At 50.4% G+C, this 13,570-nt stretch carries 13 protein-coding genes and 1 pseudogene; 10 read left to right on the top strand and 4 right to left on the bottom strand.

Annotated elements, in window-relative coordinates; genetic code table 11:
* Positions 1-16: 16 nt before the first annotated feature.
* The 3 genes from ACS603_RS08075 to ACS603_RS08065 are packed head-to-tail and all read left to right on the top strand — an operon-like array spanning position 17 to position 4,780.
* The gene (locus ACS603_RS08075) at positions 17-1,417 is read left to right on the top strand and encodes a TolC family outer membrane protein (RefSeq protein ID WP_474944079.1); all 1,401 of its coding nucleotides are present in this window, start codon (positions 17-19) and stop codon (positions 1,415-1,417) included.
* Entirely contained in the window at positions 1,414-3,600 is a 2,187-nt protein-coding gene (locus ACS603_RS08070; protein ID WP_474944078.1) for a type I secretion system permease/ATPase, read from the top strand. Before ACS603_RS08075 ends, ACS603_RS08070 begins: the two co-directional genes overlap by 4 nt.
* Positions 3,601-3,610: 10 nt before the next feature.
* On the top strand, positions 3,611-4,780 hold the full coding sequence (locus tag ACS603_RS08065) for an HlyD family type I secretion periplasmic adaptor subunit (protein ID WP_474944090.1): 1,170 nt from the start codon (positions 3,611-3,613) through the stop codon (positions 4,778-4,780).
* A 150-nt stretch (positions 4,781-4,930) separates the two neighbouring features.
* On the opposite strand, the gene ACS603_RS08060 is transcribed toward ACS603_RS08065, so the two are convergent.
* On the bottom strand, positions 4,931-5,143 hold the full coding sequence (locus ACS603_RS08060) for a hypothetical protein (protein WP_474944077.1): 213 nt from the start codon (positions 5,141-5,143) through the stop codon (positions 4,931-4,933).
* A 275-nt stretch (positions 5,144-5,418) separates the two neighbouring features.
* On the opposite strand from ACS603_RS08060, the gene ACS603_RS08055 reads away from it, so the two are divergent.
* From ACS603_RS08055 to ACS603_RS08040, 4 genes are all read left to right on the top strand, one after another.
* A complete protein-coding gene (locus tag ACS603_RS08055; RefSeq protein ID WP_474944076.1) occupies positions 5,419-5,967 on the top strand; it encodes an Arm DNA-binding domain-containing protein in 549 nt (182 codons plus the stop codon).
* Positions 5,968-6,291: 324 nt separating this feature from the next.
* The gene (locus tag ACS603_RS08050) at positions 6,292-6,981 is read left to right on the top strand and encodes a hypothetical protein (protein WP_474944075.1); all 690 of its coding nucleotides are present in this window, start codon (positions 6,292-6,294) and stop codon (positions 6,979-6,981) included.
* Positions 6,982-6,988: 7 nt separating this feature from the next.
* Positions 6,989-8,527 (top strand): PAAR domain-containing protein, encoded by a 1,539-nt coding sequence (locus tag ACS603_RS08045; protein ID WP_474944074.1) that lies wholly within the window; start codon positions 6,989-6,991, stop codon positions 8,525-8,527.
* Complete coding sequence (locus tag ACS603_RS08040; RefSeq protein ID WP_474944073.1) at positions 8,508-8,924, top strand: hypothetical protein; 417 nt, start codon at positions 8,508-8,510, stop codon at positions 8,922-8,924. Before ACS603_RS08045 ends, ACS603_RS08040 begins: the two co-directional genes overlap by 20 nt.
* A gap of 79 nt (positions 8,925-9,003) precedes the next feature.
* On the opposite strand, the pseudogene ACS603_RS08035 reads toward ACS603_RS08040, so the two are convergent.
* Positions 9,004-9,324 (bottom strand): annotated as a pseudogene (locus tag ACS603_RS08035) (serine hydrolase); the annotation flags it as partial.
* 689 nt (positions 9,325-10,013) lie between these two features.
* On the opposite strand from ACS603_RS08035, the gene ACS603_RS08030 reads away from it, so the two are divergent.
* The 3 genes from ACS603_RS08030 to nudI all read left to right on the top strand — a co-directional run bounded on the left by ACS603_RS08030 (position 10,014) and on the right by nudI (position 11,744).
* The gene (locus tag ACS603_RS08030; protein ID WP_474944072.1) at positions 10,014-10,451 is read left to right on the top strand and encodes a hypothetical protein; all 438 of its coding nucleotides are present in this window, start codon (positions 10,014-10,016) and stop codon (positions 10,449-10,451) included.
* Between the two features lie 540 nt (positions 10,452-10,991).
* Positions 10,992-11,243 carry a HigA family addiction module antitoxin gene (locus ACS603_RS08025; protein WP_182062158.1) on the top strand — a complete coding sequence of 84 codons (252 nt, stop codon included), beginning with the start codon at positions 10,992-10,994 and terminating at the stop codon, positions 11,241-11,243.
* 75 nt (positions 11,244-11,318) lie between these two features.
* Positions 11,319-11,744, top strand: a complete 426-nt coding sequence (nudI, locus tag ACS603_RS08020) for a nucleoside triphosphatase NudI (protein WP_474944071.1) — start codon at positions 11,319-11,321, stop codon at positions 11,742-11,744.
* A 3-nt stretch (positions 11,745-11,747) separates the two neighbouring features.
* On the opposite strand, the gene ACS603_RS08015 is transcribed toward nudI, so the two are convergent.
* On the bottom strand, positions 11,748-12,257 hold the full coding sequence (locus ACS603_RS08015; protein WP_182062160.1) for a DUF6622 family protein: 510 nt from the start codon (positions 12,255-12,257) through the stop codon (positions 11,748-11,750).
* A gap of 87 nt (positions 12,258-12,344) precedes the next feature.
* Complete coding sequence (locus tag ACS603_RS08010; protein WP_182062161.1) at positions 12,345-13,526, bottom strand: aminotransferase-like domain-containing protein; 1,182 nt, start codon at positions 13,524-13,526, stop codon at positions 12,345-12,347.
* Positions 13,527-13,570: the final 44 nt, after the last annotated feature.

Raw genomic sequence — 13,570 nt, 5'->3', positions numbered from 1 at the left:
TTATTAGGGACAAGACATGAGAAAAAGAATGCCTCGCTGGTGGCTCTCGTGCTGCCTGTTTTCTGTACCCGTGTTGCCTGCTCAGGCGGTTGTGATCAATGCCGAACAGCTGAGTGCTGAGCAGGAACTTCCCTCTCTTGAAGGCCGCGTTGCGCTTCCGGCCAGCAAAACACCGCCAGGCGTATTAAACCTGGATGACGCCGTCGTCCGCGCCGTGAGCTGGCATCCGGCCATCAGCGAAGCGGTGGGAAAACTCTTCCAGCAATCAGAACAGGTCGATGTCGCCAAATCGAAATACTATCCGCAGGTTAACGCCGGGATGGATAGCGGCTACACGCATAATGGCGGCGACTCCGGTTTTACCCCTTCACTGGTGCTCTCGCTTTCGCAAATGCTGTATGACTTCGGCAAAGTGGCAAGCCAGGTGCGCGCCGAAAACGCTGGCGTCGCGCAACAGCAGGCCAATGTGCTGGTCAGTATCGATACCATTGCCCACGACACGGCCACAGCCATGGTGCAGGTTCAGACCTGGCAACAGATGGTTGAAACCGCCAGAGAGCAGCTTGATGCCCTGAACGCAATCGGCAAGCTCACCCGCCAGCGTAACGACGAAGGGGCGACGTCGCTCTCAGACGTAGTACAAACCGATGCCCGTGTTGAAGGCGCACGCGCACAATTAATGCAGTATCAGGCCAACCTGGACAGCTCGCGCGCCACGCTGATGAGCAACCTCGGCTGGAATACACTGGGCGCAATCAGCAATGATTTCCCGGACCGAATGAAACGCAGCTGCGACATCGCTGAGCCAGACGACCGGCTGGTGCCGGCGGTGCTTGCGGCCTGGGCGCAGGCTAATATCGCGCAGGCCAACCTGGACTACGCCAACGCCCAGATGACCCCGACCGTCTCGCTGGAGCCGGAAGTTCGCCACTATCTGAATGACAACTATGCGGGACACGGTTCACTGGATCGCACCCAGTATTCCGCGTGGGTGAAAGTGGAGATGCCGCTCTATCAGGGCGGCGGGTTAACCGCGCGGCGCAATGCAGCCGGACACGCGGTTGAAGCGGCGCAGTCCACCATTCAACGCACGCGGCTGGACGTCAGACAAAAACTGCTGGAATCGCGCAGCCAGGTGATGAGCCTGCTCAGCACATTGCAGATCCAGTCCCGCCAGGAATCGCTCAGCGTGCGCACCCGCGAGCTCTACCAGCAACAGTATCTTGAGCTTGGCTCACGCCCGCTGCTGGACGTGCTAAACGCTGAACAAGAGGTCTACCAGGCGCGTTTTACTCAGCAGCAAACGCTCGGCCAGTTGCATCAACTCCAGCTGAACTGCCTGTACAACACGGGCCGTATGCGCCACGCCTTTAGCCTGGATAACCGCACGATCCAGTCTGTGGAGATCCAGCCATGAAACACACCGACCCATCGCAAAACGAACCGATTTCGGATCAGGCCCTGGCGCACTGGGCCCAGGCATTTGGTCATGTTGCCGATCACTACCGGGTGGCCTGTTCCCCCGGCGCGCTGGTTGCGGACGCCCCGTGGCTCAGCGGCAAACCGATGATCAACGCCCTCACCCTGCTGGCGCGTGAGGCCGGGCTTTCGTTCCAGCTTTTGCACTCCACGCAGGACGCCATCAACAGCTGGCGTTTGCCGCTGGTGGTTGAGCTGAAAGAGGGCAAGATTGGCGTCATTGAATACTTTGACGGCGAAGACACGCTGGAGATCTGTTTTATCGACAGCACGCCGCAAACTAACCGTCTATCCCTTCAGGCGCTGCTGCCCGCCATTCATCATGTGGCCGCCCTGCGCCCGCTGGCGGCCTTAAAAGACAGCCGCGTGGATGCCTATATTTCGAAGTATCGTCCGGACTGGCTCTACCGACTGGTAATGCGCGACCTGCGCCCCTACACCTGGGTGATGCTGGCTGCTCTCTTTATCAACCTGTTATCCCTTTCGGGCGTGGTCTTTTCGATGCAGGTATATGACCGGGTGATCCCCGCCCAGTCGTACCCCACCCTGTATGTGCTGACGAGTGGCGTGCTGATTGCCACCCTGTTTGGCTTTGTGCTGCGTATCGCCCGGGGTCACATTATGGATCTGCTGGGTAAACGCGCCGATTTACGCGTCTCTGACCGGGTCTTCGGCCATGCCCTGCGCCTGCGTAACAGCGCGGTGCCTCGCTCCACCGGCAGCTTTATCTCGCAGCTGCGCGAGCTGGAGCAGATCCGCGAAATGGTCACCTCGTCGACCATTTCCACCATTGTCGACCTGCCCTTCTTTCTGCTGTTTGTGGTGGTGCTGGCAATCATTGCCCCACCGCTGGCGTGGATTGCGCCGGTAGCCGCCGTGCTGATGGTGCTGCCCGGTATTCTGTTGCAGAAAAAGCTGGCGGAGCTGGCGAAACAATCGGCCCATGAATCCACCCTGCGCAATGCGGTGCTGGTCGAGAGCGTTCAGGGGCTGGAAGACATCAAGCTGATGCAGGCGGAAAACCGCTTCCTGCAACAGTGGAACAGCTACATCCAGATCACCGCAGAATCTGGCCTGCGCACCCGCGAGCTGAGCCAGGGGCTGATCAACTGGGGAATGACGATCCAGAGCCTGGTCTACGCAGGGGTGATCGTTTTCGGCGCACCGATGGTTATCGAAGGCTCCTTAACCACGGGCTCCGTGGTTGCCGCCTCGATGCTGGCCTCGCGCATGATTGCCCCGATGGCCACCCTGTGCGGCGTGCTGGCGCGCTGGCAGCAGGTGAAAGCCGCCAAAGAGGGCCTGGACAGCATCATGCAGTTGCCCACCGAAAACCTGAGAGAAGACACCCCGATTCGCCAGGATGTGCTGCGCGGGCACTATCTCTTCGATCAGGCACAGTTTCGCTACCACCCGGAAGACCCGCGCATGGCGCTGCGCATCAACCGGCTGGAGATCAAACCCGGTGAGAGCATCGCGATCCTCGGGCGCAACGGCGCGGGCAAATCGACGCTGCTTCAGGCGCTGGCGGGCGGTATGGAGCTGGCCAGCGGCGAGCTGCGTCTGGACAACCTCAGCCTGCCGCATCTGGACGTGGCCGACCTGCGGCGTAACGTGGGCTTTATGACCCAGAATGCGCGGTTATTCCACGGCACGCTGCGCGAGAACATCACGCTCGGGATGCCACGTGCCACTGACGAAGAGATCGTTAATGTGCTGGAGATGTGCGGCGCGGCAAGCTTTGTACAGAAGCTACCAAAGGGGCTGGACTACCCGATCATGGAAAATGGTGTGGGATTGTCCGGCGGCCAGCGGCAGTCCATTTTGCTGGCGCGAATGCTCCTGCGCGATCCCAATATCGTTCTGCTCGACGAACCCACTGCCTCTCTTGATGAACATACCGAACGCGAGTTTATTCAGCGCCTGAGTCAGTGGCTGGGCAACCGCACGCTGGTTGTCGCCACGCACCGCGTGCCCGTACTGGAACTGGTTGAGCGCGTGGTGGTGCTGAAAGAAGGGATGCTGGTCATGGATGCGCCGAAAGCGCAGGCCCTCAACAACAGCCGAATGCAGCAACAGGCGAACGGACGGGAGTGGAAAAATGAAAACCAGTCAGCATGATGCCGCAACGATGGACGATCTGGACAATACGCTTGATTCGGAAAGCGGCTATTCCGGCGCGCGGCGCATTGTACTGTGGACGCTTCTGCTGTTTATCGTCACCGGCGTGTGGGCATGGTTCGGAATGCTGGATGAAGTCTCTACGGGAACCGGCAAAGTGATCCCAAGCTCTCGCGAACAGGTATTGCAGTCGCTCGATGGCGGAATACTGGCCGGGCTGAACGTGCATGAAGGGGATCAGGTTCAGGCAGGCCAGGTACTGGCAAGGCTCGACCCGACCCGTTCTGAGTCCAACGTGGGGGAAAGTGCCGCCCGCTACCGCGCATCGCTGGCGTCCAGCGTGCGTTTAACCGCAGAAGTTAACGACCTTCCGCTGGTTTTTCCTGAATCATTAAAAGCCTGGCCTGACCTTCTCGCCACCGAAACCCATCTCTACAAATCCCGCCGCGCACAGCTTGAAGACACCGTGCGTGAACTGAACTCGGCCCTGAGTCTGGCGAATAAAGAGCTGGCGATAACGGAGCGTCTGGTCAAAACCGGTGCCGCCAGCCATGTTGAAGTGCTGCGCCTTCAGCGGCAGAAAAGCGACCTGGAACTCAAGCTGACAGACGTACGTTCGCAGTATTACGTGCAGGCGCGCGAGGCGCTGTCAAAAGCCAATGCCGAAGTGGATATGCTCTCCGCTATTCTTAAAGGACGTGAGGATTCCGTTACCCGCCTGACGGTACGCTCCCCTGTTCGCGGCATTGTGAAAAATATCAAAGTCACGACCATCGGCGGTGTGATCCCGCCAAACGGCGAGCTGATGGAGATTGTCCCGGTGGACGATCATCTGCTGATCGAAACCCGCCTTTCGCCGCGCGACATCGCCTTTATTCATCCCGGGCAAAAAGCACTGGTGAAGATAACCGCCTATGACTACGCCATTTATGGCGGTTTGCACGGGGTGGTGGAAACCATCTCCCCGGACACCATTCAGGACGAAGCCAAACCGGAAGTGTTTTATTACCGGGTGTTTATCCGCACCAGCCAGGATTTTCTGGTGAATAAAGTGGGAAGGCATTTTTCGATTGTGCCAGGGATGATTGCCACGGTGGATATCAAAACCGGTGAAAAAACCGTGCTGGATTATATGATTAAGCCGTTTAACCGGGCGAAAGAGGCGCTGAGAGAGCGGTGATTTTTGGTTTTCTCCCTCTCCCTGTGGGAGAGGTCATACGAGCACGGACGGCCCCCTCTCCTCTTTGGGGAGAGGGTTAGGGTGAAGGGGAACATACAGCTCAGGTGGTCATTCCGTTCACTTTATGTTCCTTGCTACTCTGTCACCACATTACCGGTGAACGTGCCAGGGTGGCTCACCGCCACCACCCTGGCGACCCGGGCTCCCGGCAAGAAAACCGTCGCTTCGCGATGCCCTCAGCGTTTGCTCCAGGCTAATCGGGGACGGGCGGATGAAACGTCCCTGTAAAGCCGCCCTCGCCGCGCATCCATGCGCGTCGCCCCGGCCTTCCGTAAACGCTTCGGCGATTTTCAGCCGGACCATGACACCGCTGTAAGTCCCTTAATTCAATGGCGTAATATCATCGCTGAATTAAAGACAAAAATTACTGGGGAACTCTCAGCCCTGTGGGAGAGGAACATTCAAAATCATTGACTATAACCCAATCACAAACTTGTTATAACCAACTGATTAACAAGCCAATTTAATAGTTGTGCAATCTCAAGTGAATGCATACGGTTTCAACGTAATAGCACCCACAACGACACCCGCTGTTATGCAAATTGTATGCACCGCTTATGCAAAAGGAGATAGCAACAATGCGGTTAAATGATAGTGTGATCGGCGGACTACGCACAAAAGAATCTGCTTACTATGTTTTCCGGGATGATGGTACAAGAGGCACCGGACGTTTAGGTATCAAAATTTTCCCTTCAGGACGTAAGTCTTTCGTCTATCGTTTCCAGGTCGGGAGAAAGCGCCAGTTTAAAACGCTGGGAGACTGGCCTCACTTCACGCTCGAACAGGCAACGCAACGTTATGCTGAACTGGCAGGTATGGCGCACCAGGCACGTTCCGATGCGATGGGTAAAAAAATGCGCACCGGAACACTGCGCGAGCTGTTTGGAGCATTTCAGGCGTTTAAATCGCTCTCTGGCCATCGCAGTACAATCGGTCAATACGGCGCACACCTGGAACAGCTAATCAAGCTGGAGCTTTTTACAGGTGATGAATCAGCTAACGAGATCACCTCTGTACAGATCACCCGCAAACATTTTGATAAGTCATTTACGATGAGGGATATACGCCGTACATTTAAAACTTTGGCGGATATGCTGCATTTTCTGAAAACGAACGTGATATTGTAAACCAACATGTAAACAAGACAATCAGTAAAAAGCACTATGATAAATATGATTATTTCATTGAAAAACGTGAAACAACTGAAAAATGGGGAAAGGCTTTAAACTTACTGCTTTCCGTCGACGGACTTAAAGGAATTGAAATGATAGTTGAGAACCAAAAAACCCTCTAAATTATTCGCGCGATGATTATTAATTGAATATCAATTTACAGCCTGAATTTTAAAGAAAAAAATTCAGGCTTTTTTATTACTAGTGTGATCATGACCTCATTATCTAATTATAAAAACGTGTGATGTTCAGCCTTTAATAAAAGGAGGTGAATGACGCATGTATTTTTTTCAGGAAGAAAAAAACATCAATCAGTATATATGTCAGCATGAATTATGGGTTCTTGTCCGTGTTGTTGATTTATATAACAGCAATACAAACAAAGAAGAAAAAATGTTAGAGCCACTCTGGAGGAAATACCGTGAAGGATTAGAAGGGATCATGGTATTTTTTTCGAGAATAGAAGCAGCAATATACAGCATTCATCTGGAGAAAAATTTCCGGCAAAAATGGGCGGTTTATTCTTTGAATGAATTAAATATTAAAGAAATGATAATACATAATCAGAGTGTTAAAAACACTGATGATTATAATTTATTACTTAGTGCAGGTTTTTGGGCAAATAAAGATAATCAATTAATGTATTCAGGTTATCATCTGGTACAGGTTACGATTCCTGTAACCTATAATTCCAATGCTGTAGCAAATAAAGAAGGTCATGCAATATTAAGAATACCTTCGAGCGTTGTTGAGCGCTTTGAAAAATACTGGAGAGGAAGATTTTCAGATTTTAAAGAGTATACCGGATTTATGACAGGTTCTGATAATGAAATTATGGCGCAAACCTTACTCGCATACAATCATATAAATTTAACTGAATCTAACAGTATAGAAGACTGTAAATATATTGTTACCTGGAAAAACAACTGGATTTTTAATAATCCGGATAATCTAACTTTGATTAAATGAGGTCGTAATGGGTACTGGATATTTTTTAGTGCGTGGTGATAAAACTACTTGTGGTGGCAGTATTATAGAAGGATGTGATTCTCATTCGATACATGGTCAGGCTACAGCACGGATGGGTGATAAGTATATTTGCGGTGCTGATAAAAAAACATATCGTATAGCAGGAGGTATCCCCAATTATTCTATACATGGCGTTCAGGCAGCCGGGACTGCACATAGCAGGGGAACGTGTGCCTGCAAATGCTATTTTATAAATTCTTTTACTGATTGCATTTACGGATATGAATCTGAAGCTGTCAAAAGCACTGTGAAAACTACCCTGTCCACTTTACCGTTGCACTCGCAACCATTACCAAAATCATCACCAGCACCAAAGCCTGTAGCACCAACTGTAAAACCTGCTGAAGCGCCTACAGAGCCAAAGAAAGAACGGGAACCTGTAGATGCAGGATTTTGTGTCCTGCCCTATGGTGCAACACCTTCATCATATGAGCCTTATCTTTTCACTACGCCGCCAGCCGGAACCAAAGAACTGTATTATCAACTGAATCCAGAAATGAAGAAAAAGCCTGGCTCAATATTAATCGTGGTCGATCCTGAAAAGCAGGAACCAGAACAGGTTGAGGCACTACAGCGAGCCAGAGACAGAATTGATACAGCATTGGAACCACTGACAGTTCAGGAGGCCAAATTACTGCATGATAACAGAGGGGCAGTAGGTGCATTTTCATATCAGCTTTTTGGAAGCCATTTAGGAAAAGCTGGCGATGCATTAGGTTTTATCAGTGAAATAGGAAATAGCTATTATGAAGAAATAAATAAGATTTTGATTGATATTGAATATTTATATAAAAATACTTACACCCGCAACAACGGCATTATTTCAGGTCAAGAATTTTTTGGTCAACGCGCAAGACTATTCAAACAACTTGATCTAATTTTAACAAAGTTTTCAAAATCTCAACTAAATTTAGATGAGTATCAAAGTATTAAAAGATCTTTAGGTTTATCTACGAGTTCCATTATGCAACGTTGGGATAGAACTGGTGTGAATAATATAGAAGGATATGCTTCATATATAGAAAAATCAGCTAAGCTTATGAAGCTTATGAAAACAGTAGGATTCGTAGGTATAGGATTCGATTTTGCAGGTTACACTTCAAATGTCTATGAAGCTTGTGTAACTGGCAGAGAAAGTGAATGCCGGAAAGCAACAATCAATGAATATAGCAAATTTGGTTTGAAGCAGACATCTGGTATTGTAGCGGGTAAAATAGCAGGTACATTAACAAGAAGCACCTGTATGTGGGCTTTGGGTTTCATCACAGCAGAAGTTGGAGCCATTGGTTCAGGATTATGTCTGGTGACAGGAATTGGCACTGGTATAATGGCTGAGAAAGAAGCTGAAAAAATTGGCGAGTCAGTGGGAGAAGCAGTAGGAAATTTAATTAATTATGGAATAAATAATTCAAAAGAAATTTTTAGCACCCCTGATTCATATAATGAAGAAGCAGGAATATTAATATATGATAAGTTTTTTAAATGAAAACAAAGAAACATTAACAGGCATATTTGGGATTATGCTTTTTTTGATTTTTTTATTATTACTTTTTGTATCATATGTATTTAACAAAGATGCCTATAAAGAAATAGTTGTTTTATATGAAAAGAAATTTGGTCGATTACCATTAAGTGCTGGTATGGCTAAACATGCTAGTTTAATAGCAACACCATCTAGCTATGGTGCAAAAATTGGTTTTATAATGGGAAGTCTTATATTTCCATATAATCGAGTTACAAACCATGATATGAGCATTGAAGCTTATCATTTCATAAGGAGCTTGCCTTCTAACTTGACTTTAGGATTCAGAATAGAAGCAGCACTATGGGTTGTTTCTGTATTAATTTTTATTTTTTTGGTTTATTTGCAAAAATTCATCTAAAATAAAGGAACTCTTTAGAGTTCCTTTTTATAATAATAAAAAAGGACTCCATTGGAGTCCTTTTTTTAGGATTTAAATTTTATTTAAGTGCACCATATATCTGATCAACAATCCATCCGTATGTTGCCGCTGGCAATAAACCACTGACAAACACATTAGGATTCACGGAAGGATTCGCCACTGGCGAATGCGGCCTGTTACCGAGGATAACGATAGCCATATTGTTAGCCGGGTCGATGGCCGTCAGAGTACCTGTCCATCCGGTGTGGCCATATGTCAGAGAACTTGCCAGCACACCGAAAGTTGGTGTCATCGAAGCATTACCATTTACACGCCAGCCCAGGCCAAACGTAGCGTCTTCTGGCGAGCTTTGAGTGAACTGCTCTACCGTAGCCCTGTCATTTCCTGTAGGCCGGGGCGAGGCGCATGGATGCGCCGAGAGGGCGCGACTTGCATGGACGCTGCATCGCGCCCGACCCGAAAGCCGAAAGGAATAAGCTGAAGTGGTCTACTTAATTTGGACAGCGCTTGCGCTGGCCCCGAAGGGGTGAGCCCCAGGGATGGGTCGAACAATCCGCGAAGCGGCGATTTTCTTGCCGGGAGCCCGGGTCGCCAGGGTGGTGGCGGTGAGCCACCCTGGCACGTTCACCGGTAATGTAGTAACAAAGTAGCAAGGAACATAAAGTGAACGGAATAACCACCACAGCCGTATGTCCCCCCCCCCCAACCCACTTCCTGAAGAGGAAAGGGCAACAGACCGCAAATAATTGCAACGCCATACATCTTTCCTGAAGCCGTCTCGCAGGTTTCAACTTCTCCTTTCTCACCCTCTTTTTCATAAGGTTATTCGAGCGTATGTTTCTTCCACACCAGCAAAATCTGGCGTCGGGATTGGCATCCTGGTTATTATTGGAGACGGCGTAAGTTCTTGTTGCGCCGCGCGTCTGGCTACATCTCAATGGTGGGCTGGACGGGGGCGTCGCAAGACGCGCCGGTACACTCCAAGCCGGTAATGCCAACTCCGTTCAGACCTGCCACCAGGGAAATTGGCATTTCCCTGGTCGGTTTATCAACTGATTGGAGAAGAATATGAATACCAGCAACGCACTTTTCACTACCCCATTCGATCACAACACCGACTTCATCGACCTTGCCGACAACTGCGAACGTTTTTGTGAGGCTCTGGTAGAAGAAACCGATCCCGCAAGAAAAATGGCTCTTTGTGGCCGTCTTGCCACCAGCCTCGCCCTGCTCCGCCCCATGCTGCTGGAGCCGGTTCCTGAATATTTACAGGAGCGTCTTACCGTGGATGTTTTTCCCGATCATGCCCCCGCATTTACCACAGAATCCGATCAGCTCAACCGTTACTGCGAGGAGATCACGCAGTTACTTATCAGTGGTGCACTTGCCCCTGAGTCAGCCCGCGTGATGGGTGATTTACTGTTTGAACTGACCCGTTATTTTGCCGACCTGTTAAAAGCTCCGCGCTGGCTGAGAACAGAGGCTGGCGTCGCGTTACTGGGTTAAATGTAAAAGCCGGGTGGCGGCTACGCCTTACCCGGCCTACTCGATAAGCGATTAAATAACTTCATTAAAATAAAATGCTTACAGCGACTCCATGGTCCGGCTGAAAATCGCCGAAGCGTTTCCTGTAGGCCGGGGCGAGGCGCATGGATGCGCCGAGAGGGCGCGACTTGCATGGACGCTGCATCGCGCCCGACCCGAAAGCCGAAAGGAATAAGCTGAAGTGGTCTACTTAATTTGGACAGCGCCTGCGCTGGCCCCGAAGGGGTGAGCCCCAGGGATGGGGCGAACAATTCGCGTAGCGACGATTTTCTTGCCGGGAGCCCGGGTTGCCAGGGTGGTGGCGGTGAGACACCCTGGCACGTTCACCGGTAATGTAGTAACAGAGTAGCAAGGAACATAAAGTGAACGGAATGACCACCACAGCCGTATGTTCCCCCTCACCCTAACCCTCTCCCAAAAGGAGAGGGGACAGTCCGTGATCGCATTCCCTCTCCCACAGGATGCGTGCGTCAGACCACACACATAAACAAGGTATTAATCATGAATAACCATAAAGACCTACGTATACCCACCGGACCAGGCGATGTGTTGCTATACGAGTATCTTAAACCGCTTAATATGGAAATCTCCGATCTGGCCGATATGCTGAACGTAGACCCCAATACAGCCAGCGCGCTGATCAACAATAAAATCATTCTTACCGCAGATATGGCTTCCCGTCTCGCAAAGACATTCGACACCAGTGTCGAATTCTGGCTGAACCTACAACAAAATCCTGATAACCCACGGTGAAAATCAGCCACCAGTAACACACCTGGCACCACGTACCTGCTACCATAAACCACTCTCATTTTTCAGGAAGAAACCATGCGTCAACGTACGATTGTCTGTCCGATTATTCAGAACAACGGGGCTTATCTGCTGTGCAAAATGGCCGATGACCGTGGGGTATTCCCCGGCCAGTGGGCGCTTTCCGGTGGCGGGATGGAGCCAGGAGAAACCATGGAGCAGGCGCTGCGCCGTGAAATTCGCGAAGAGCTGGGCGAAGCGCTGGAGATAACCGACGTGAAACCCTGGGCCTTTCGCGATGATATCCGTGTGAAAACCTACGCCGATGGCACCACGGAAGAGATTTACATGATTTACCTGATCTTCGACTGCTTCAGCGCCAACCGTGAGGTGACGTTTAACGAAGAGTTTCAGGAGATAGCCTGGGTACAGCCAGAGTCGCTTAAAACCCTGGATCTGAACGAAGCCACGCGCATCACCTTTGCACAGAAAGGGTTGCTGTAATCCTCACGCGGGTACGCGGGCGAGAAAAACGCTCGTGTACCGGATAAATTTGCCGATAAACACCCCCGCAAACACCCCACCAGAGACAATGGCGAATGCGCTCATGGCAGGCTGTTGCAGTGTTTGCGGCGAAATGGCGCTCATCACACCCAGCACATATTTCACCAGAAACGCCAGCATCATAAACGGTAGTGCCGAATAATCCGCCTGTCGGGAAATACTGCGCGGTGCGGCAGCGCGCGTAATGGCAGCCGACTTTATCAGCATGAAGCCGAGCGCTGCGCCCGCCACTATTCCTGCAATCCACAGAGCAACGGTGGTAAGAGTAAGCTGACGGTAAATCACCAGGTCGTAAATATCCCAGACCAGAAAAATGGCAGGAATAATGGCGAGTTTTTCGAGCGTCACAATGGCGGGTTTACGGGCTTTAATCCCGCGAGATATCAGAAAAATAAACAGCACCCACACCCAGACGGGTGTATGGGTCAGGATACCGATAATCAATTCAGACATGTTGCTCACCGTGGCGGAATAACAAAACGTTAAGACCCGGATCAGTATTGCCCATTGCGGCGCAAACGCCACAATGGGCAGGGAAAATTACAGTGATATTTTCAGGCGGCGTACGGCCTCTTTCAACTGCTCATCCGTTGGCGTAACGAACGACATTCGCAGCGTCGTATGATCCGGCTCGTTGCAATAGAAAAACTCACCCGGTACAAATACTACGCCGTTACTGAGCGTTTTTTCCAGCCAGCGGGTCGTATTAATGCCGTTATTCATTTTCGCCCACAGGAACATGCCGCCTTTTGGCTTATGGAATGACATCACATCACCCAGCTCCGCTTCCAGCTCGCTGGCGAAGGTCTGATATTTCTGGCGATAGGCTTCACGGATCATTTTAATTTGATCCGCCAGACGGCCAGTCTTCAGATATTCATAGGTCATCAGCTGCGACAGGGTACTGGTGTGCAAATCGGTAGTCTGTTTCAGATTCACCACCGCGCGTTTCAGCCACTCTGGCACCAGCACCCAGCCCACACGGGTTCCCGGGGCGAGAATTTTAGAGAAGGTGGAGGTATAAACCACGTTCTCTTCATTGCCAATATCTTTGGCATGAGCAATCAGCGGGCGGAAGACTTCGTCGGTGTAATTAATTTCGCTGTACGGGTCATCTTCAATAATCACGAAGTCATAACGCAGAGATAATTCCACCAGCTGTTTACGACGAGCTTCAGACAGCGTTACGCCGCCAGGATTACCAAAGGTCGGGACAATATAAACCGCTTTGATGGTCTTTTTAGCGACCAGCGCTTCAAGCTCATCAACAATCATGCCGTCGCCGTCAGTGCCCACCGATTCAAATTGCGCCTGCGCCAGTCCAAATACCTGCAAAGCAGCCAGATAAGTAGGACGTTCCACCACGACGATATCGCCTGGGTTAATTAATGCGCGGGCCAGCACATCAAGGGATTGTTGCGAACCGGACGTAATAACCACATCATCAGCTTTACAGGTAATTCCACGGCCAATACAAATCTGTTGAACTGCCTCGCGCAGGCCCGGAACACCCTCTGTCAGACCATACTGAAAGGCCTCACCAAAATGCTGTGATAAAACGGCATCTGCGGCAATTTTAAGGCCTTCGTGATCGAAAAGCGCCGGATTAGGAATACCACCGCCCAGCGAAATTACTCCCGCCATTTTGCTATGTTTTAATAATTCACGGATGGCAGATGATTGCAGGCCTTGTGCACTGCTGGCGAGTTTATTAACAGACATTCTCTTGTAACCTTATTTTTTATGATGTGCTCAATCTTAGTATC

The organism is Enterobacter sp. Li2LvB3, from assembly GCF_056156645.1.
The sequence above is the reverse complement of the archived record's forward strand: the minus strand, read 5'-3'. Positions and strand labels throughout refer to the sequence as shown.

Coding starts and splice junctions, on each gene's coding strand:
- ACS603_RS08015 (WP_182062160.1), bottom strand. CDS start 12,257: ATGTCTGAATTGATTATCGGTATCCTGACCCATACACCCGTCTGGGTG.
- ACS603_RS08030 (WP_474944072.1), top strand. CDS start 10,014: ATGAATACCAGCAACGCACTTTTCACTACCCCATTCGATCACAACACC.
- ACS603_RS08025 (WP_182062158.1), top strand. CDS start 10,992: ATGAATAACCATAAAGACCTACGTATACCCACCGGACCAGGCGATGTG.
- nudI (WP_474944071.1), top strand. CDS start 11,319: ATGCGTCAACGTACGATTGTCTGTCCGATTATTCAGAACAACGGGGCT.
- ACS603_RS08050 (WP_474944075.1), top strand. CDS start 6,292: ATGTATTTTTTTCAGGAAGAAAAAAACATCAATCAGTATATATGTCAG.
- ACS603_RS08045 (WP_474944074.1), top strand. CDS start 6,989: ATGGGTACTGGATATTTTTTAGTGCGTGGTGATAAAACTACTTGTGGT.
- ACS603_RS08040 (WP_474944073.1), top strand. CDS start 8,508: ATGATAAGTTTTTTAAATGAAAACAAAGAAACATTAACAGGCATATTT.
- ACS603_RS08010 (WP_182062161.1), bottom strand. CDS start 13,526: ATGTCTGTTAATAAACTCGCCAGCAGTGCACAAGGCCTGCAATCATCT.
- ACS603_RS08075 (WP_474944079.1), top strand. CDS start 17: ATGAGAAAAAGAATGCCTCGCTGGTGGCTCTCGTGCTGCCTGTTTTCT.
- ACS603_RS08070 (WP_474944078.1), top strand. CDS start 1,414: ATGAAACACACCGACCCATCGCAAAACGAACCGATTTCGGATCAGGCC.
- ACS603_RS08060 (WP_474944077.1), bottom strand. CDS start 5,143: ATGGTCCGGCTGAAAATCGCCGAAGCGTTTACGGAAGGCCGGGGCGAC.
- ACS603_RS08065 (WP_474944090.1), top strand. CDS start 3,611: ATGGACGATCTGGACAATACGCTTGATTCGGAAAGCGGCTATTCCGGC.
- ACS603_RS08055 (WP_474944076.1), top strand. CDS start 5,419: ATGCGGTTAAATGATAGTGTGATCGGCGGACTACGCACAAAAGAATCT.